24 protein-coding genes and 2 pseudogenes are annotated in these 20239 nt (G+C 35.8%); 7 read left to right on the forward strand and 19 right to left on the reverse strand.

What is annotated here, in order from left to right:
• Positions 1 to 93: 93 nt before the first annotated feature.
• The 10 genes from C9J31_RS12195 to C9J31_RS12240 all read right to left on the reverse strand — a co-directional run bounded on the left by C9J31_RS12195 (position 94) and on the right by C9J31_RS12240 (position 6863).
• Complete coding sequence (locus C9J31_RS12195; RefSeq protein WP_107950462.1) at positions 94 to 294, reverse strand: hypothetical protein; 201 nt, start codon at positions 292 to 294, stop codon at positions 94 to 96.
• A gap of 19 nt (positions 295 to 313) precedes the next feature.
• Positions 314 to 2098: a phage tail protein gene (locus C9J31_RS12200; protein WP_107950461.1), complete on the reverse strand. Its 1785-nt coding sequence runs from the start codon at positions 2096 to 2098 to the stop codon at positions 314 to 316.
• 109 nt (positions 2099 to 2207) lie between these two features.
• Positions 2208 to 3242, reverse strand: a complete 1035-nt coding sequence (locus C9J31_RS12205; protein ID WP_107950460.1) for a LamG-like jellyroll fold domain-containing protein — start codon at positions 3240 to 3242, stop codon at positions 2208 to 2210.
• A 427-nt stretch (positions 3243 to 3669) separates the two neighbouring features.
• A complete protein-coding gene (locus tag C9J31_RS12210) occupies positions 3670 to 3966 on the reverse strand; it encodes a hypothetical protein (protein WP_107950459.1) in 297 nt (98 codons plus the stop codon).
• Between the two features lie 338 nt (positions 3967 to 4304).
• The gene (locus tag C9J31_RS12215; RefSeq protein ID WP_107950458.1) at positions 4305 to 4568 is read right to left on the reverse strand and encodes a hypothetical protein; all 264 of its coding nucleotides are present in this window, start codon (positions 4566 to 4568) and stop codon (positions 4305 to 4307) included.
• Positions 4569 to 4845: 277 nt separating this feature from the next.
• Complete coding sequence (locus tag C9J31_RS12220; protein ID WP_107950457.1) at positions 4846 to 5115, reverse strand: hypothetical protein; 270 nt, start codon at positions 5113 to 5115, stop codon at positions 4846 to 4848.
• Positions 5116 to 5162: 47 nt separating this feature from the next.
• Positions 5163 to 5417 carry a hypothetical protein gene (locus C9J31_RS12225; protein ID WP_107950456.1) on the reverse strand — a complete coding sequence of 85 codons (255 nt, stop codon included), beginning with the start codon at positions 5415 to 5417 and terminating at the stop codon, positions 5163 to 5165.
• A gap of 36 nt (positions 5418 to 5453) precedes the next feature.
• Positions 5454 to 5627: a response regulator gene (locus C9J31_RS12230; RefSeq protein ID WP_107950455.1), complete on the reverse strand. Its 174-nt coding sequence runs from the start codon at positions 5625 to 5627 to the stop codon at positions 5454 to 5456.
• 244 nt (positions 5628 to 5871) lie between these two features.
• On the reverse strand, positions 5872 to 6258 hold the full coding sequence (locus C9J31_RS12235; protein WP_193767230.1) for a tyrosine-type recombinase/integrase: 387 nt from the start codon (positions 6256 to 6258) through the stop codon (positions 5872 to 5874).
• A gap of 128 nt (positions 6259 to 6386) precedes the next feature.
• Positions 6387 to 6863: a phage integrase SAM-like domain-containing protein gene (locus tag C9J31_RS12240; RefSeq protein ID WP_107950453.1), complete on the reverse strand. Its 477-nt coding sequence runs from the start codon at positions 6861 to 6863 to the stop codon at positions 6387 to 6389.
• 252 nt (positions 6864 to 7115) lie between these two features.
• On the opposite strand from C9J31_RS12240, the gene C9J31_RS12245 reads away from it, so the two are divergent.
• The gene (locus C9J31_RS12245; protein ID WP_107950452.1) at positions 7116 to 8720 is read left to right on the forward strand and encodes an ABC-F family ATP-binding cassette domain-containing protein; all 1605 of its coding nucleotides are present in this window, start codon (positions 7116 to 7118) and stop codon (positions 8718 to 8720) included.
• 197 nt (positions 8721 to 8917) lie between these two features.
• Here C9J31_RS12245 and C9J31_RS12250 read toward each other — a convergent pair whose 3' ends face one another.
• Positions 8918 to 9391, reverse strand: coding sequence for a DinB family protein (locus tag C9J31_RS12250; protein ID WP_054767723.1), 474 nt, complete (start codon positions 9389 to 9391; stop codon positions 8918 to 8920).
• Positions 9392 to 9625: 234 nt separating this feature from the next.
• Between C9J31_RS12250 and C9J31_RS12255 the strand changes: the two are divergent.
• From C9J31_RS12255 to C9J31_RS12270, 4 genes and pseudogenes are all read left to right on the forward strand, one after another.
• A pseudogene (locus C9J31_RS12255) lies at positions 9626 to 10620 on the forward strand (S66 family peptidase).
• A gap of 61 nt (positions 10621 to 10681) precedes the next feature.
• Complete coding sequence (locus tag C9J31_RS12260) at positions 10682 to 11338, forward strand: hypothetical protein (protein ID WP_107950451.1); 657 nt, start codon at positions 10682 to 10684, stop codon at positions 11336 to 11338.
• A gap of 59 nt (positions 11339 to 11397) precedes the next feature.
• Entirely contained in the window at positions 11398 to 12213 is an 816-nt protein-coding gene (locus C9J31_RS12265) for a S1C family serine protease (RefSeq protein WP_107950450.1), read from the forward strand.
• Between the two features lie 129 nt (positions 12214 to 12342).
• Positions 12343 to 12876 (forward strand): hypothetical protein, encoded by a 534-nt coding sequence (locus C9J31_RS12270; protein WP_107925212.1) that lies wholly within the window; start codon positions 12343 to 12345, stop codon positions 12874 to 12876.
• Between the two features lie 98 nt (positions 12877 to 12974).
• On the opposite strand, the gene C9J31_RS12275 is transcribed toward C9J31_RS12270, so the two are convergent.
• The 3 genes from C9J31_RS12275 to C9J31_RS12285 form a co-directional block, all read right to left on the reverse strand.
• Positions 12975 to 13466: a YkvA family protein gene (locus tag C9J31_RS12275; RefSeq protein WP_107925211.1), complete on the reverse strand. Its 492-nt coding sequence runs from the start codon at positions 13464 to 13466 to the stop codon at positions 12975 to 12977.
• A 143-nt stretch (positions 13467 to 13609) separates the two neighbouring features.
• On the reverse strand, positions 13610 to 13810 hold the full coding sequence (locus tag C9J31_RS12280; RefSeq protein WP_004230088.1) for a cold-shock protein: 201 nt from the start codon (positions 13808 to 13810) through the stop codon (positions 13610 to 13612).
• Between the two features lie 200 nt (positions 13811 to 14010).
• On the reverse strand, positions 14011 to 14340 hold the full coding sequence (locus tag C9J31_RS12285; RefSeq protein WP_238602145.1) for a DUF1033 family protein: 330 nt from the start codon (positions 14338 to 14340) through the stop codon (positions 14011 to 14013).
• Between the two features lie 106 nt (positions 14341 to 14446).
• On the opposite strand from C9J31_RS12285, the gene C9J31_RS12290 reads away from it, so the two are divergent.
• The gene (locus C9J31_RS12290) at positions 14447 to 16174 is read left to right on the forward strand and encodes a globin-coupled sensor protein (protein WP_107950449.1); all 1728 of its coding nucleotides are present in this window, start codon (positions 14447 to 14449) and stop codon (positions 16172 to 16174) included.
• 46 nt (positions 16175 to 16220) lie between these two features.
• Entirely contained in the window at positions 16221 to 16502 is a 282-nt protein-coding gene (locus tag C9J31_RS12295) for an acylphosphatase (RefSeq protein ID WP_054767719.1), read from the forward strand.
• A 175-nt stretch (positions 16503 to 16677) separates the two neighbouring features.
• Here C9J31_RS12295 and C9J31_RS23680 read toward each other — a convergent pair.
• From C9J31_RS23680 to C9J31_RS12315, 5 genes and pseudogenes are all read right to left on the reverse strand, one after another.
• Positions 16678 to 17079 (reverse strand): annotated as a pseudogene (locus C9J31_RS23680) (VOC family protein).
• A 116-nt stretch (positions 17080 to 17195) separates the two neighbouring features.
• On the reverse strand, positions 17196 to 17585 hold the full coding sequence (locus tag C9J31_RS12300) for a VOC family protein (RefSeq protein WP_107950448.1): 390 nt from the start codon (positions 17583 to 17585) through the stop codon (positions 17196 to 17198).
• Positions 17586 to 17783: 198 nt separating this feature from the next.
• A protein-coding gene (locus C9J31_RS12305; protein WP_211634919.1) for an IS3 family transposase occupies positions 17784 to 18934 on the reverse strand; the annotation gives its coding sequence in 2 pieces (ribosomal slippage) (positions 17784 to 18661 and positions 18661 to 18934; 1152 coding nt in all).
• A gap of 131 nt (positions 18935 to 19065) precedes the next feature.
• Positions 19066 to 19686: a flavin reductase family protein gene (locus C9J31_RS12310; RefSeq protein ID WP_107950715.1), complete on the reverse strand. Its 621-nt coding sequence runs from the start codon at positions 19684 to 19686 to the stop codon at positions 19066 to 19068.
• Positions 19687 to 19923: 237 nt separating this feature from the next.
• Entirely contained in the window at positions 19924 to 20079 is a 156-nt protein-coding gene (locus C9J31_RS12315) for a hypothetical protein (protein ID WP_193767132.1), read from the reverse strand.
• Positions 20080 to 20239 lie beyond the last annotated feature (160 nt).

Consider the following 20239-nt stretch of genomic DNA (forward strand, 5'->3'; position numbering starts at 1 on the left):
TAAGGTCTTAGTTGTAAAATAAAAGCCCTCCACAATCGTGGAAGGCGAAATCCCAAGCGCTTGGGAATTTAGACAATAAAAATAACGCTAAGCCTAAGCTTGCGTTTCTGTTTCAGGTTGTGTGGCCGTATCTGGTAATACACTCACAATAATGTGTTTATTAATAATGGCCCCACCAATATTTACAAAGTTTATTTTTTGATCATTTAATGTTGCTGTAAATGCTGTAGCATCAAACTCCGCATTCTTTAAATTTATTGCCTGTCCGTTGTTTAGTTGTACTTGGTAATCCATATCTATCATTCTCCTTTTATTATGTTAATTTAACTGCACCCACGTCTACTCCGTTTATACGGAACCAAATTTGCCTTGCTGCGCTAGAATATGCTATGCCAATACCTGGCGTGTGTCCCCTTGCTACACCTGAAATAGAACCTACGCCAGAGAAATCAAGTGACGATCCATAGAACGATATATTTTGTCCTTGGATACTTAGGTTACTATTCGTCGTTAAATCAAGATTGCCATTATAAGAAACTATCCTAGACCCTTCACCGAATATAATTGCATTCCCGCCAGTTCCTCTAAGATAAAGATCGTTTCCTATTTTAACATCATTGTATATATCAATATTCCCAGATGTTATAGTCCCTAAATTGCCACTAATATCAGAAAGGGCATATATTTCACCTACAAACTTAATTTTGCTGGCTTTAATGAATATTTCAGAGGCTGTCTGATTTATTAAGGAAGATATTGTGTTTCCGTTATAGTCTGTCGTGCTAACTTTTTGACTAATTTGATAAGACTGTTGTACGATTGTACTTTCCGTACTGCCTAATCGATTGTCTACATTAGATACACGACTTGATATTTGCCCAACCTCTATAACCAAAGAGGACACTTGTGTTTGAGTACTGTCTGCTTTACGGTCAACCCTTGTAACTTCGGCAGAAATACTGTTGGCTCGTATGTTGAGTTGAGCTACCTCGTTAGTAATGCGGTCGTTAACACTCAGGTTAATGTTGTCTGCTTTGATATCAATGGCAGCAATACTTTTACCGATACGTTCGACCTCTAACCGTATGTTTGAGTCTGTCTGGATAATGGCTGAACGATACTCTTTAATCGCTTCAGTTATAACTTCTTGTGTCTCTGTTAATTCATCAGTTAACGTTTTAGGTAAAGCATTGCCAATGATAACGGAAACTGTGTGGAAAGTGTCAGTCGTTTCATCTATGAATTGCGTCACTTCTAAAATACGGGATTGCATCTCATAATCCCAAGGCTCATAGATCAGCCATACACGCTCCCCAAGTTTTCTATCTAAAAGTTCTATAGAATCAACTTCGATTGATACCTCTGGTTGATCTATTAAGGATTTGCGAGCTTTATCAAGTAAGTTATCTTCGTCAGTAAAACGTTCATCACTTATATCATCAGCATCGCGAATACCCCATTTTTCGTGTTGTGGAGATGTGTAGCGTAGCACTAAATTATCTTTCCCCTTACCGCTAATACGAGTTCTTAAGTTGTCTGTATTTACAGTTCTAGATAATTCAATGATATTATCCCCGTATTGATATACAAAATCGTTGTCTGGGCCAAGCATCTTACTAAAATGAATGTTGCTATTTGATGTTATTTCAAACTCGCATTCAAATGCAGCACATATCTGATTGATTAACTTCACCACATTATCGTTACCAAAAGACTCGATATAACCGTCTTCATTAATATCACTTGTGAAAGTCCATCCGGTATTACGCAATGCAAAAGTGACAAATTCATTGAAGGATCGATGCCCTCCGTTTGTATCTTCTTGTCTACGCCAAATGTTATCAAAGAAGATATGCTGAGACAGAACAGACTTTACGTTGCCTCTCGATTTCCTTTGCATCTGTTTAATCCGGAATTTGAAACCGCCAGCCTCAATAATGCCTTCTTCTGTGATCAGGTGGAATGAAAATGGATTGTCATGTTCACTCGCATCCAATGTTAATTCAAAGACTCCATCAATGTTTTTCCTGGCTATAGGTTTTCCTCTGCTAACCAATGCCTCTGTTGATGTTCCATCATAATTAGTGATTGATAGCATCGCATCACCTTCTTTTTATTTAATAAAAATACGCTACCCAAAATGAGTAGCGTTACTGAAACTGTTATTCAAAAAAAATAAAGAACCTTTAAAAAGGCTCTTTGATCTATTAATCTGCATCAATTATTGAATCTATATTCGAGTCAATTTCAATTGGACTCGTGATTGGTCCCATAGTTTCAGCAAGTACACCCGAAGCGTTATCGCCCCAACCATAGACTTTGCCGCTAGTTCCAAGTGCAATAACAAAATTTTTACCTACTACAATATCTATAATTTTTTCAGGCAATTGAATTTTTTCTTTTTCATTTATTTTTCGTTTAATTGTATCTCCTAAACCTAATTGACCATAATTATTCTCTCCCCAAGAATACACTTCACCCTCATGGGTTAATTTGAAGAAAGAGTCCATACTTATAAATAGTTTACTATTTATTTTTTCAGGTTCTATTGGTACAGGATCTATTGGTACAGGGTTTATAACATCATTATAAATTTCAAGATTATCTAAATAACCTTTATAGAACAATTGGCTATTAGTACCTGCATCAGTACCAATACTAGCATTATATTTATGACTAGAAAGTGCATAAATAACTGTATGTTCGCTTTCAACGGCACTCATATCATCTATATACATTTTTAACCCATTTTCATTCGTTGTCCCGTCCCATGTGATCAGAATATCATGCCATTCGTTATCATTTATCTTTTTTGTAGAGTGATAACTCTTTGCACCCATATCATTTTGAATATGAACTCCAATTTTTTCTCCTGAAACACCTAAAACAATACCGTTAGAGCCTCCTGGCGTTGTTCCAATTATTCTACTATTTGAATCTGTAGTTTTTATCTTTACTTTTATACTAAATTTCCCAGAAGGTATCACAGGATTCTTCAAAACTATATAATCACTTGTCCCATTAAATGAGCGTGCCGTACCTATGCCATCCCAACCAGTTACTAAAGTAGTCCCATTAGCAGTACCATTATGTGCCCCAGTTGAATCCACTATTGTTGATTCGATATCACTTTCAAAATTATACTCACTAATTAATGATGTTCCTGAATCCGCTGATGATACGTTAACAGAAAGTGAAAAAAGTATTATAAATGATAGAACGGCAACTAGAAATTTTTTCATATTATTCTCCTTTGATTTAACAACATTTGATAATTATACTATTGGTCAACTATGACGTAAAGTAAACTTTTCGGTTGTTTCCTAAAAAAATGCAGACTTGTATTCTATATTAGAGCTGCAAATAAGTAATTATCAGGTAAAATTGAACGTCTCGTAGGGACAACTAAGCTGCGCCATTAGTTCAACAAGAAATTTTGTTATTAATGAACAATATGGAACAATTATTCTTTTATTAATTGATTTTCAATAGCTATTACCATATCATCCTCTGTAGCTACAAATGGCAACTCTGATGACATGAATCTAAATTGACGTTCATCACTATCTACTACAGCAACAATTCGTCTAGCGTAATAATGTTCTTCTACAGCTCTAGTAGGTTGTCCGAGAGTCGGGTTTTTAAACTGTATTTTTGATTCTTTTAATGTTATGTTAAAACCTCCTCAAATTCAGTAACTTCTGTGATTTCATCAACCTCAAATACATACGTTTCTCCAAGCCACGATTCGCCTATCTCACGTTCTACACCCTTGATGTACCAATCTTGTACGTTGTCGTCATTACGAGTTCCGATAACTAAAGCTTTATAGACACCTGCTTTTTCACAAGTAACGAGCAATTTATCTCCTACTACTTTGCCATATGCTCTACCAAAATGTTCGTCTGGATTAACCCATACATCTACGTTTGTGTTCAAGTGTTCAAAGTAGTCAGGTAACTGCACTTCTACTGTTTCACCATCCGTAATAGCCTCTACTGTATAGCGATATAAAGTGTCACCTGTAGTTGGCGATTCTACAGCACCATGTCGTATAACATGGGTGGAACGGCAACAGATTTGGACAACTTTTTTTAAGGTGGTTAGATGGCTCTCTTAAAGCATAAGGGGCGCACAAGTTGCTTGACATGGAGCCTCTATGGGCATGATTCGTTGCGCCAAGTAGCCAGCTAAAATAGGGCTGGCTTAGCCAAACGAGGCTATCATGCCCATTGCTCCATATAAAGCTCTTCTTCGTTAAAGGACTTAGTTATTGCTCCTTATCCTCTATAAAAAATGTCCAACTAAGTGTAGCCTATCCACCATGTATTATTGTGAACTCCATAAGGGACTCCAGATTTTATATTTTGACTTACTTTTAAAATGGTATCTAAATTGTTCATTGCGTTTGCTCTAAACAAAATCTTTTTGTCACTCGTTGTATTTAAAATAGAAATCAATAATTCGTGCTTCTTAAACATGTGAGTACCAGTTAAAAGCAAATACTTTTTATCTGATTCTAAGAATTCAAAAATCTCTTTAGAGGCTTTTTCTTTTGTATTCTTCATAACATCCTACTTTCTTAAAATATTTTAAAAAATAATAAAAATCTATCATTCGACATAATAATATATTAAATTTCATTTTTATGGAATATCTTAAAGACCTTTAGCAAATAATATAGTAAATAACAATTTAAGAGGTGATAGACATGACAAAGTTTCTAGCATTTTTATTCGTAATCGGTATTTTAGCAGACATCTTAACGATTGTTGCATTCTTTTTATGAGTGATCGGTGGGCTTTTTAGCCCTCTCTTTCATTTCTTATAAAAGACTTCTATTATCTAATCATCACTTTCTAAGAATTCACTAATGAGGTTATTTAGTTCTTTACTCTCCATAACTCTATGAACCATACTTTTAACTTCCTCTAAATCTTTCATTACTTTTTCAAAATCTTCATTTACATAACTGTAGTAACCATTTTCATCTCGTACTTTTGCAACATCCTTAAGTTTACCAAAGTCCTCATATAGTTGTTGGTAATAATTTGTCAAATGTTCTTGAGCCTTATATAGTAGGTATTGTGTGTCCATAGGCACTTTATTTTTCATACTTTATTGCTCCATTCTTTTGTTTTTCTATTATTCGACTTAAAACTCTAAGATACGATTTCAGTAAGAAGCTCATCAATGTCATCATGGTGAAAAGGAGCTGTATCTTTTAGTTTCATTAGGAAATTTTCCATTTTTAATGGATCAGCACAAGTGAATACAACTTCTTTTTCTTCTGTAGTTACATTTAATTCTACCCTGTTTGGCTTTCTAACTATATCTAACGCTAGTAAAATTTGAGCTTCATTTAATGTATCAGAAATCACCTGTAATGCTTCTTTTGTTTGAACATTTGCTTTCATAATTATATTCCTCCTATGATTCATAAAATGCTGATTTTATGCAATATCTGTATATTCATATTCGCCTTTATCTAATACCAATCCTCCACAAGCGCTAATTACTACTTTATCAGTTAATGTTGATTTAACGTCCCATTTAGTACCAATCAAAGAAGATACGATTTCATCACCTCTTGTTGAATCGACATCCAAAATAATAATTCTTCTCATAATCTAATCCTCCTATTTTTAAATAATATTATACTTTTATAGAAACATATAAATTTATTCCTCAAATGGTATACAACTTCCAACTACAAATAAAATCTAACCTACTTATAATTAGTTGCTGCCTTCATTTAATCTTTACCATACACCAAGTTAAAAAAGTGAGTAACTACATGAGCTACTCACCTAATAATTAAATTGAATTTTTCTTAGAGTTAGCTACTGCAAATAACTGACTCATTATAAATCACAAATATTTACGTAAAGTATCTGCCACTTCATCTACATCCATTTCAATATATCGCTGTGTTACTTCATACGAACTATGACCAAGTGCCTTTGAAATAATTGCTAAAGGCACTTTTTTACGTACAAGATTAGTTGCATATAACCTACGTATTTTGTGTGGTGATATTGAAAGCCCATATTTTTTTGAGTAAGCGTTAATACGTTTTGATATAGCATTGTTATGGGAATAGTCATTCAAAGTTGGCTTTCCACTCTTCGTAATGAAAACATAATCATTTTTTTCTTTATAACGTTTCCTAACCTCATGATTTTGCCTAATTAAATGTTCTAGCAACATTAATAATTCATCTTCTAAAGGAATCTTCAATATCTGCCCATTCTTCATGATATCGCCTGATAGGATTAACATTTTTTATCAAAATCTATATGTTCTTCTTTTAGACTTGTTAAAGTATGAATACGTATGCCTGTCCTATAAAGTAGAAGTAAAACTGTTACGTCTCTCCAACCAAGCTATGTGGTAGTATCGATCACCGATAGTAATATTTCTAATTCTCTTTCGTCTGCTGCTTTTTTTACTTTTTTATCAACTTTAATTTTAATGTCCTTCCAAAATTTATTACCTTGAATCCAACCATTATCATAAAATCTCGTTAATATAGCTGATACAAACCTAAACCTGTTAGCTTGAGTTGTCTTATCTAGATGATTGAGTGAATCTAACCAATCCATGAATCCTTCCTTATTAATATCATCCACTGTCTTAAGATTTAAAAACTCTACATATTTTTGCATCGTCTGGTTATATGTCAACAAAGTTTTATGTCTTAGTCCTTGTAATTGCATTTGTCGGTTTACTGTTTCAAGTGCTTGACCTATTGGGATTGAATCAGGTTTACGTTTGGTGGTATTATCTCCCGATTGCTTAGGTTGTAAGCTAGGCTTAAAAACAACATCATCCATTCTCAATTCTTTTACTTTTCTAGACATTTAGCATCTTCCTTTCAATGAAATATTAAAAGGTAATAAATTAGGGATAAATCAATTTCATTTACTTACCTGTTCTTTCCCCTAGAAACGTTTAAAAACCTTACTTTTTTTCCCAACTCGATTATCCCCACGCTCCTATTCAACCAAATATCTGAAACCCCATAACGATAAACGTTGATTTAATAATGTTTATAGACTATGGAACATATTTCATGATATACTAGAGCCATTGTGAAAAAAGGAGGAACTTGCATGATTCAAGTAAGTAATGTAGGTCTTCGCTATGGCGATCGTAAACTATTTGAAGACGTAAATATAAAATTCACACCTGGGAATTGCTACGGTTTAATCGGAGCAAACGGAGCTGGGAAATCAACATTCCTAAAAATTCTTTCTGGTGAAATTGAAGCCCAAGAAGGAAATGTATCAATGGGGAAGGACGAACGCTTATCAGTCCTTAAACAAAACCATTTCGAATACGATGAATTCAATGTATTAGATACAGTTGTAATGGGGAATAAACGTCTTTGGGAAGTAAAAGCAGAAAAAGACGCAATCTATGCAAAAGAAGACTTCTCTGATGAAGATGGCATGCGTGCTGCGGAATTAGAGGGTGAATTCGCTGACCTCAATGGTTGGGAAGCTGACTCAGAAGCAGCAACATTATTAAACGGCTTAGGGATTGGCGACGAGCTTCATTACATGCTAATGGCTGACCTCGAAGGTTCTGACAAGGTTAAAGTCTTATTAGCACAAGCTCTATTTGGTAAACCAGACGTTCTATTACTAGATGAGCCTACCAACCACCTTGACTTAAAAGCTATCCAATGGTTAGAAGAATTTTTAATTAACTTTGAAAATACGGTTATAGTCGTATCCCATGACCGTCACTTCTTAAACAAAGTATGTACACATATTGCGGACCTTGATTTCTCTAAAATCCAATTATACGTTGGGAACTATGACTTCTGGTATGAGTCTAGCCAATTAGCACAGAAAATGATGGCAGACCAAAACAAGAAGAAAGAAGAAAAAATTAAAGAGCTTCAAGCATTCGTTGCTCGTTTCTCTGCGAACGCTTCGAAATCAAGCCAAGCTACTTCTCGTAAGAAAATGTTGGATAAAATTGAACTTGATGACATTAAACCATCTAGCCGTAAATATCCATTCATCAACTTCCAAACGGGTCGTGAAATCGGTAATGATGTGTTAACGGTTGATGGCCTTTCAGCAAGTAATGAAGGCGAAACACTATTTAAAGATATTCGCTTCTCAATGAACAAAGAGGATAAAATCATTTTACTGGGTAACCCAATGGCGAAAACGGCTCTTCTTGATATTCTAATGGATGAAAGAAAAGCAGATGCTGGTACAGTTAAATGGGGCGTGACAACATCTCAAAGCTACTTTGAAAACGATCACGATAAATACTTCGAAGGTTCAGAGAAATCATTAGTGGAATGGTTACGTCAATATTCACCTGATGATGAAACTGAAAGCTTCCTACGCGGCTTCTTAGGTCGTATGTTATTCTCTGGTGAAGAAGTGAAAAAGTCCCCTTCTGTTTTATCAGGGGGCGAAAAAGTTCGTTGCATGCTGTCAAAAATGATGCTTGCCACTGCAAACGTTATTTTACTTGACGAGCCAACGAACCATCTTGACCTTGAGTCTATCCAAGCACTTAACGAAGGCTTAATCCGCTTCAAAGGCGCGATGATCTTTACATCTCATGACCATCAGTTCATCCAAACAATTGCCAACCGTGTCATCGAAATTCGTGAAGACGGCTCAATTTTAGATAAACTATTAACGTATGATGAGTTTCTTGAATGGAAAGATAGCCAGGGTTTAAGCTAAACTGTCACTCAACACATCCAGTGAATTGTCTACATTGATAAATACTGCAAATTATCTTCTCCCCCACCTTTCCGGGGGAGTTTTTATTTATGAATTTTCCTGCATGCGAGGCGAATGATTTTTTTACATACAACACGTATTTTAACGGTACCCTGTTGTACAAAAATGGCAGATACTCTACGTATCTGCCATTTTGATTACTTTTGCATTTCTTTGGTCGGACCCATTACACCTGGTACTTGTAAACCTGCCTGACGTAGTAGTACCGTCATTTGACCACGATGATGTGTCTGATGATTTAATAGTGTACGCAATAATGCTCCTCGCGCAATTGGACCATCAAAACCTTTAACTTCCTCTAGCAAATCTTCATTTGATAGCTTTGCTACTTCTTCTTTCACACTATTTGCAGCTTTTTCATAGACAGCAACAATTTCAGCCGCCGTTGTAGGTACTGGATCTTCTTGACGAAGCATTGGCACTTGTAGACCAGCTAAGTAGCTAAAATAACCGATTGCACCCGCTAAATGCCACCCTAACCAACCGAGTGTACTATGACCTTCCACAATACTTTGCTCTAATTTTTCATCTGTTACTGCTTTTAGTACTTGAATAGTCCCTACTGATGCATTAGACCATTCAGTTAGAAAATCATCTACTTGACGATACATATAAACGCCCCCCTATTTTTGGCTTAACTCTATCATATTAAAATCCCCACTTTCTAGCAAGTTTCCTCCTTTTCGTTAGTTTACATAATATTATTACGTGAAATCTCACTTTCTACTACAGTAATGTATTTCAGTTAATTTTTACAGCTCTTTCATAAAGTTATCATAATCTCCCTTATATTTGTAAAGTCATGTATAATGGCATAAACTTATGTAATTAGAAAGAGGTATGTTATGTTTTCCCCATTAAACAAGGGCGATACAATTGGGATATACTCACCGTCAAAGCCCGCTTCGGTAATCGCACAAGCACGCTATGAACGAGGTAAGGCCCGTTTACATGCTCTTGGTTTCACTCTTAAAGAAGGTGTATTGACTGGAAAGAGTGATTTTTATCGTCTGGTACACCAAAGGAACGCGCTGAAGAGCTGAATGCCTTGCTGCGAGACCCCAATATCAAAATGATTCTACCGACAATGGGCGGGACAAACGCCAATAGTATGCTGCCTTATCTAGATTACGAGGCATTTCAACAACATCCTAAAATACTTATCGGATTATCAGATGTTACAGCAATCCTACTTGCGCTTTATGCTAAAACAGGTATCCCTGTATTTTATGGCCCGTCTGTTGCTTCCACTTTCGGCGAATTTCCACCATTAGTTCATTATACAGAGCAATACTTTAAAGAACTTTTTGTAGATTCGCTCACGTTCCCCTATGTCATGCCAATGCCGCCTATTTGGACAGATGACCGCTTAAATTGGCTAGAAAAAACAACAGAAAAAACGCACCATCGGAATTCATGGATTACTGTCGAGCATGGTGTAGCTGAAGGACGATTAATTGGCGGGAATGTCAATACTATGTATGGTTTTATCGGAACACCTTACTTCCCTCAAATCGAAGAAGGTGATATTTTACTATTAGAAGACACATCAAAAACAATCGCAGTGGTGGAGAAAAATTTTGCTATGTTAAAAATGCATGGCATCTTAGACAAAGCTTCAGCCATTATTTTAGGTAAGCATGAACAATATGATGATTTAGGGACAGACCGACAGCCATATGATGTGTTACTCGAACAGCTTGATGGAAACTTCATTCCTATTTTAGCTGAGGTAGACTGTTGTCATACGCATCCACTTCATGCTATGCCACTTGGCTTACGAGTACGTGTCGACACGACAAATAAACGCATTACCTTTATGGAAAACTGGTTTTCATAATATTCGTATAACAAAGAGACTTCGCGTATACTTAAAGAAAATGAGCACAGGGGGCTTGCTTATGAGACATCTCTTATTTGTACTCTCTGTCGCAATACTATTGGTTGGTTGTACGACAGATAAAGTTACGGAACAGCAAGAACAACATGTAAAACCAACAGTGATGGATGAGACAACTAATAGTGAAAAACCAGCTGAACAACAATCACATAATCTTGCTTCTTTCTTTCCACCAAACGGTTCTACAGCTTATTTTGAAGGTCAAGGCAACGAATTTGCTAGCTTTTCGCTTCAAACAATCTATTTGGATGACACACATATCGCCCAAATAGAAGATAATGGCGCTGTAATGATATTAAAGGTCTATCGACTAACGGATTCTGCGATTGTGCTTGTCTATAAAAAAGCCGTTGATAGTCATCCATCACTTCCAACAGCTCAAGAAGCGGCTTCATTTGCCATCATAGAGCCTATGTTACAGCTACCTTTCGAAGTTGGAAACAGCTTTGCTGGTTGGACCATCCAGTCGACTAATGCTTCTGTTAATACTGGAACAAACATCTATCAAGATGTTATTGTGCTGACACGTACAGCAGATACCATCACAACTAAAAAATATTTCGCAAAAGGTGTGGGACTCATCCGTATTGAAGATACGATGAAAACAGCTAACGAAGAGCCATTTGTCGTTACATCGACACTGCAAACAATTGAATAAGAGGCTTCACAGGCGTCCGGCTTGGACGTCTTTCATTTTGGGATAAGGAGGTACCTAATATGAATGATTTACATAAGTCTTCTCCAGAGGAAGAATTAACGGAAGAGGAGTTTATCGAACTTGTACTTGCCGAACAGCAAAAGGCCTTAGCTGAAGAACGAGAACAGCGCCTGCAAGGCACAAAGCCAAAGAAGCAAAGGCCGATTGTCAAATGGATTGTTTGGAGTATGGCATTTGTATTATTTTTTAATACGTTTGCACTTATTTTTCAAATTTACTCCATTCCAGCTATCGACTTTATCAAAGTATCTACAAAATTATCTGCACAAGAAGATATCCAACTATATAAAAAGGCTGTTGTTGAGATATCTACCGGCACAAGCAAAGGTACTGGTTTTGCCATTTCCTCCGATGGACTTATTGTCACAAACGCCCATGTTGTTGAGGATGCCCTTACATTGTCTGTGGTGTTTCCAGAAGAAGGTCTAATGGAGGCGCAATTATTGCAAAGCTTCCCAGATGTGGATTTAGCATTGTTACAAGTTAGTGCTGACAACATACCATCACTACCTCTCGCTGACAATCCTCATTTTGCAAAAGGTGAGCATGTGTATTTCATAGGGAATCCACTTGCCTTTACAGGAATCGCCAATGAAGGTACGTTACTTGAAACAACTTTACTAGAAGATTGGCAGGAACCCGTTATGATGATGCAAGCACCAGTTTACAAAGGCAATAGCGGTAGCCCTGTCCTTAATGCAGATGGTGAGGTAATAGGTGTTATTTTTGCAACAATGAAACAGGTGTCATTTGGTCGAGTAGGATTGTTTGTACCTGTTCAAGTGTTACAGCACTTATTAAATACTTATAACTAGTCTGTTAGAGTTTAACGTAAAAGTAAAATCAAGAGAACTTCATCAGTGAATAACTTACAAATGACGATTGGTATTTTTCTTAATTACTGTTAAATTATTGTATAATAATCCATAAGGAGTGATTATTGTATGATAGCACAGATGAACAAACAGGAATTCGATTCCTTATGTGACATAGCACTGTTCAATGCCTGTTTTAAACCGTTAATTTTGGAATATAAAAATAGAATGACCAAGGACAATCATTCAATTGTTCAAGAACTTTTTTATAATGAGCTTAACACTGGACAAAAATCGTTGTTTGTATTCCATGTGTACTATGATCATGCGATAGAATCAACGGAAGAGTTCTATTGGTGGAGTGCCTATTATTTAGCACAGCCTAAAATTTGGTCAGCCATCAAACGTGCACTTACGTATTTTGGAGATGAGCATATGTATCAACTTCTAACAGATACGGAATTTATGTTTAATAAACATAACTACCCTAGTACTTTGGCGCAATTTACTGTAACACGTGAAAATCTTCGAAATAATGAGGAGCTTGCTGTAGCTATTAATTCTTTGTATGACAGTTTTAACAACAGGGCTCCACAAACTGTAAAGTATATAAGTGATTTCATCCGAAACAATCATACAATTTTTGTAAAATTCAAGGATTAATTTTAACCCCGTTCTTAAACCAGAACGGGGTTATGCGTATTAAAAATTACTCCCAACTATCTTAATTGCTTTATCGTCAATTAGTTTACATAATAATATTATTTATTACTATCTTTACTTTCATGTCGTATATATTGTGTAAACATTGATTTTACTGGTATCTTACTAACAATTTGATCACTTGTTTCAGCAATTTTTTGTAAAACATCAAGGAGCTTTGCATCTCCTGTCCAATGCTTTTCAATGACTTCTGCTCCCAATTTATTGATAACTGTATTGACTACAAAAGTTGCTAATACTAAATCATCCAAAAAACCCCCGAAACCAAGAATCCCCTCCGGTAAAAAATCCATTGGGAATATAAAGTAAGCAATAGTAGCACCAATCAATGAACGGCTTTTGCTATCAATAGCGGGGTCCATTAATGTTTTTATTAATAAATGAAAAACATCAGGCACAAACATGAGATAATCTGCAAATTTATTATTCCTTCCGGTTTTTGATGCTAGGAATGTTACCAATTTAGTCCGCAATTTATGGTAAAAATCTCGCTGTTTTTTCTCATTCGGTATATGTTGACATGTATCCATCTTATCTTCCTCCTTTTGCTCTCTTTACCTATTACCAAAAAAACGAAAAAGTAACCCTTTTATGTTGAAAGCATGCAAAAAAAAGGCATCCTAAGTAAATAGGATGCCTTAATTTAACGAAAGTATTTTTTAATTACTGAGAATTAAAGTTTAGTTACGTTAGCAGCTTGTGGTCCGCGGTTGCCATCTACAACTTCGAATTCCACTTTTTGACCTTCGTCAAGAGTTTTGAAACCTTCGCCTTGGATAGCTGAGAAGTGTACGAATACGTCGTTTTCGCCTTCCACTTCGATGAATCCAAAACCTTTTTCTGAGTTAAACCATTTTACTGTACCTTGTTTCATTTAAGAAAACCTCCAAAAAAATAAAAGTGAACAATATGTAATTTCTTCAGGAAATGAAAAAATTCACATATTACAAAGAGTACCGAACTAACGCGATCACTTTTTGTAATATGTGAATCCATGTTTCCGGTGAAGCAATTAAATTGTTACCTTAAGTATAACCATCATTCATAATATTGTCAAATAAAGAAAAAAGTTTTTTATTTTATTGGCAATATTCCGTTTAATTCTGTAGTTGCAACTGCGATGATCCCATGGTAAACTTGTGCATCATCATCACAGGCTTCACAATAAAAGCTTTCTTCCTCTGACCAAAAAGCCCAGTACTTGCCTTCCTTACTCGCCTCATGCTCATATACTGGTCTAAAGCTATTTAATGTTTCCTGTAGAGCTTTCTCAAACTGCTCTTTCGTCTCAAACGTTTCGATTGTTTGAATAAAATCTTCCCAGCCCTCAAATTTCCACCAAGGCTCATAATCAGCTTTCATGTAAAGTATTGTATACATATTTGCCCCATTCCTTGTTGTCATAAGATATTCTCATTTTAGCAAACACACATGAAATGTCTATTAAAACACCCTGAAATATGCTATTATTACCTTATTATTCATTATTTCTTTTGGGAGGTATTTTTTTATGTTTTCAAGTATTCGACCTAAGGCAGAGCTCGAAGAATTATTAAAGCGCGGTACAAATTTAAGCGCAACAGGCCGTTTCAATAAAACTCTAGCGTTTAATCATTTCAATTCACAGGATGAAGAGAATTTAAAAACGCTCTATACAAAACTAAAAGATATCACCCCTTCTATGAACGGTATTTTTAATAATTATTTGAGGGAAATCTCCCCTTCTTCTCAGCAAACGATCAGTGAAGAAAATATAAATCGATACTTAACTCAATTTTTCTTAGCAACTCGTGATGATGAATATGTGGATGAAACCGTAAAATTTTTCAATTTATTCAGAAAAAACCAATTTGAACCTGGTAAATTAATTGTCGTATTTAATCAATTTGCTTTCTATATTACTACGTATATTTTACATAACTTTGGCTTAAAGCCAAACAAAGCATTTGAATACATGAAATCTTTTCAATCGGCTGTCAATGTTGACCAAGAATTACTCTTTGAAGTATTAACTGAGCGCATTATTGAAAATGTAGTGTCAGAAATTTCTTCATTAATGGATGTAAATGCTAAGATAATGTATATGAAGGATTTAGTCTTCAGTTTAGATAAACAAAATGAAGAAATTCAGTCATCTACGGCAGCTACACAAGAGATTGCAGCCTCCATCAATGAGGTTGCTCGTATGTCTTCGCGTATTTCTGAAAAAACAACGGACTCTGTGGATCATGCTGTTAAAGGGAAAAATGCTATTGAACATGCTTTAACTGAAATCTTTAAAACAGAAGAAACTTTTACTACCATTGTTGACTCCTTTACAGAATTACAAAAACGCGTCAATGATATTGAACATGTAGTAACCTTAATTAACCAAATTGCAGATCAAACAAACTTGCTGGCATTAAATGCATCTATTGAAGCTGCCCGTGCTGGTGAGCATGGTAAAGGCTTTGCTGTAGTGGCACAAGAAGTCCGCAAGCTTGCTGAAGGTACCGTCTCTGCACTTAGTGAAGTATCGACAAATGTACATCATCTTAAGAGTTACTCGAATGATGTATCGAAATCCATCACTGAAACGACCTCAATAATAAAAGAGGCAACCGTTGAGGCAAAAGAATCGTTACCATTATTAAATGCTATTGTGAGTGCAATTGAAGGGATTAATATTGATGTTACAAATACTGCAGCGATTTCCCAAGAGCAGGCTGCGGCAATAGACGAAGTATCTACAAGAATGATTGAAATTTCTAGTCTACAGGATGATATTCGTGACTACAGTCATAATACATCTAGCGATATTCACTTATTGGGTAAAGAGATTAACCGCTTCCGCAACGATATTATTACAAATAACAATGTACAACTCTCTTCTATCGCCCTATTACAATTATCGAAAGCTGACCATATTTTATGGAAATGGCGGATTTACAATATGTTCCTCGGCTTAGAACATGTACTTCCACATGATGTTTCCTCACATAAAGATTGCCGCCTCGGCAAATGGTATACGGCAAAACGTACCATCGAACGTTTTGGTCACTTACAAGATTATCGTGATTTGGATACCTATCATGCCCGCGTGCATGAATCAGCAAAACTTGCAGCAGAAGCACATGAAGCGGGTAATATTCACAAAGCGGAAGGCCATTTAGAAGAGGTAAATCAGGCTTCAGAACGAGTGTTATACTTTATAAATAACTTAATTGCTTATTTAGAAAAAGAACGTGTAATGCAGTAAGTCTAGGGGAGGCTTCTCCCCTCTTCAAGAAGTAGGAGGTTTTAGCGTGAATAAACGAGCGCTGATTAAATTTTTCGGAGATGTGTACGGGACAGGCTACCGCTTCTTCATAAAACAGAAAGCAATTGAGCTTGGCTTGAAAGGTTATTGTAAGTTAAATGAACTGGAACAGATTGAGGTAGAAGTGGAAGGCTCTAAAAAAGCCATAGATGAATTCCTAATTTTTGTGCACAAGGGTGTTAGCCCTCAGGCAGATTCCAATTCATTTGCTTTAGAGTTATATGATGATTTAAAAGGGTATATCCGTATGGAGTCAGACATTGTATAGTCTGGCTTCTTTATTTTTGTAAGTCATTTTAGCAGGTTCATCAAGCTTTTCAGGTATTAATTCAATAGCCCTTAACCTTTGATTCAAGGTCTTCTTATCTGCTCTAATTATATCCTAATCCGATTTATTTAGATTTACTTGTCCATTTATCATAGGTCATTTGTCTAGCGCTAGTTTAAATTGAACTATCTTTAAAAGAAGGACTTAATTCACTCCACACAACCAAATTTATTATCATCTATATCGTAGAAAACAAAATTCCTTCCAACGTTTCCTCTATTTTTATTGCGCCAACCTTAATCCCTTTATGGATGATATCTCTATAAATGGCTTCTAAGGCACTGATTCCATTTACTTCGCATGTTATTGAAACGCTCTTCGCCATAATAATCAACGAAGTTAGAGCTTTGATTTTCTTTAGATTTGACAAGAAATATACTTTGATTGGCAAAATTAAGAATTGCTTTATCTTCATCTTGATAGCTTAAATCTGCCCCTAACTTGTTAACATACCATTTCGAAGATAATGTATTACTGGTACATAAGTAGCTCCTATCCTTAATAATTTTTCGCCCATTTCTATCCTCCTCAATCAATTTTTTAATCATATAGGATGCATGTAACGCATTCATAAATGCAACAGCATTGTCGGACGTGTACTTTCGTTTAATATCTTGTAATAAGCGTTTACCGTTAAGCTGTTTCCCTACAAATCATCAATAAATTACCGTCTGGATCTTTAAAAACGAAGTAAAAATCGTCCTCAATTTCGGTCACAAGTTCAACATTATTTTCTTTCATAAATTGGTAAGCTGCTTGAATATCATTTGTTAAAAATTGAATTGCTGGAACTTGATAAGTTGAAATATTCCCCACTTCATTTCTCCACTTAGGCATTGTATCTAACAGTAAACCAGCTGTCCCATCCATTGGTGCTGTGTATAGATGTCCAAAAAATATTTCTCCACCTTGTAAACCAAGTATCTTACTGTACCAGTTGCTTGCTTTTTCAAGGTCACGTACTGGCACAAACACACCGCCGATTCGGTTTTTAATCGGTGTTTTATTTATGGGCGTATTCACAATAACTTTCCTCCTTTTAAAAATTGTTTACGATAAGAATTAAATTCGACATATTGTAATCTTTACCTTTTAGTTTGCGTAAAATTGTTGGACTTGAACGAGCGTTTTCATTGATGAATAAAAAGTTGAGGAAGAAAAAAGAACAGGCTCAAAGTTAGGGACTGACCCCTGTATATAAGACAGAGATCAAAAAAGCATTTACCCAACCAGTTGTCGATATTGTACCGGCGACTGGTTGTTTAGTTTCGCTTGTATTCGGATATAGTTATAATACTTTACATAGTCTTTGACAGTTTGTTCTACGATTGCCGTCGTAGTACGCCTTAAATTGTCTAAGTAAAATGTTTCAGACTTTAATGCAGAATGAAATGATTCAATTGGGGCATTGTCAGCGGGCGTACCTTTACGGGACATGCTCATGATAATGCCTTTCCCTTTTACGGCCTGTTGATATCGATAAGACGTGTACACCGAACCTTGGTCACTGTGTAGTGTACACCCATCGGGTAAAGTACCTAGTTGGGATAAGGTATTCAACACAAAATCAGTATCTTGGCAATCACCAATCGAGTAGGCGATAATCTCGCCATTATATAAATCTTGAATACTTGAAAGATACAATTGTTTCTGACCAAATGGCAAGTAAGTAATATCGGTAACGAGCTTTTGTAAAGGTGCAGTTGCCTCAAAATTACGGTTCAATAAATTATCTGCGATATAGTAGGGTTGTCCAGTTTGTTTCCGTTTTTTTACTTTTACTCGACACTGCCAACCATATTTTTGCATGATACGTTGCACGACTTTATGATTCACGCGTATTTCTTGGCGTAAGAGTGCAGTAATTTTCCGATAACCATATCGGAATTTATGCGCACGACAGAGTTCTCCAATATGTCGTTCAATCGCCTGACGAGACCTTGCATCCGCAGATGCCTGTTTCCAACGATAGTAGGTAGATCGTGCAATTCCTAAATGTGCACATATATCCTTCACGCACAACGTTTCTTTTAGCGTCTCTACTAACTGTACAGCTACTTCTCCAACCACTTCCTCTCCAACTCTGCGTACTTTTTTAAAACCTCAATTTGTTGCTTTAAATAACGGTTCTCCATTACTAATTTTGTTTGTTCATTCTCATATTCAGGACCTTTACCAAAGATATATTGTTTACCTACAGGTTGTTCAAATCGGTGTATTTCTCCGTTTCTATACCAACGCATCCATGTTTCCACTTGTGTTTTATGCCTTATATTTAATTCAATTAAAACCTGCTTCGTAGGTATACCAGCCAATCGCATCTCAATAGCCTTCATTTTTACTTCGAATGGATAACTCACTCTTGTTCCCATAGAAAAAACACCTCCTAATTGAAGTTTAGGTATCTAAACCCGAATTCAATCGAAGATGCTTTTTTTATTTGTCTATACTTTTGGGGGTCAGTTCCTTAATTGAGTACCTGCTCTTTTTTTAGATAATGTTTTTATGTTTCGGATCTAAAGGTTTTCCCTAACTGATTACCAAGTCCGAAATAATGGCGAAAATTATAAATAAGTGGGCTCCATTTATTGGGGTCAATATGATGCTCTCTAATCAAAATATCCTTATGAGCATGTACATGTATAACTTGTGTCTCAACAATGGCAAAATCAGTGGTATAATCAGGCATTCGAATGTGTTTTACCCTTGCCTCGATTTGAATAGGACATTCAATAATCCGTGTAGGTTTTACTGTTTTAGACGCAGCAGCTGTTAATCCACTACTATCATATTTTTCTTTTTCAAATGTAAAACCAAGCTCTTTTTTGTATTGTGGAACAGGATTTTTCCCTGTAAAGGGAGCTAGTTTTTCAACATTTTCCCATAAGGAAGGACATGCAACATTAATGACACATTCAGGATGTCGTGTTAAATTTTCAATCGCCTTCCCCCCAAGTCCAATTCCTAATATAATGCAATCTCCTAATGACCATGATGATGAAAGTGGGCTAATATTTACGGTTTCATCCTCGTTCAGTGAATTTAATAAAATCACGGGCGTTCCATAGTAGAGAATTTTTGGCTTAATAATTTCTGTGGTAGGAACCTGAGTCATTTTTTCCATTGTTAATTTCTCTCCAATCCATATGTTCTTCAATATTTATAATAGAATATAAATATTTAGATTCTCATCGAAATATGGATTACATAAAACCTATCAATTAGCAATACGATGCGTGAAGCTTTCTGTCTTTCATAGCCTGTGTCATTGAATTTGCTGTTACAGTGTGGCCCCTAGATGTCACTTATATGTCCTCTGTAGTCAATAAAATCTTGCACTTCCCTTTAATAGCCGCTGCCATCATAACTTTTTAGTCACGCCTGATGCTTGCCTTGTACTAAGACTACTACCGCCGTCATTTTCCCACCGATCAATGTCCCATGCATCATCATTCCATCCGCCAGGTAGTTCTCCTCCGCTAGGCAAGGTACTCGTTGTTGCGACTGAAATACTCATACTATCATCAATGACATTTTATACATCATCCTTTTCAATAAATATTTCATCTTTTATATTATGTCATGTTATATGTTTTAGTTCATAGCCAAAAAGGAAGTTGGTTTCACTGATTTATGGGTTTGACTATTTTATATGTATTCGTGCTTTTTAGTCATTC

The organism is Lysinibacillus parviboronicapiens (assembly GCF_003049605.2).
GTDB lineage: Bacteria > Bacillota > Bacilli > Bacillales_A > Planococcaceae > Lysinibacillus > Lysinibacillus parviboronicapiens.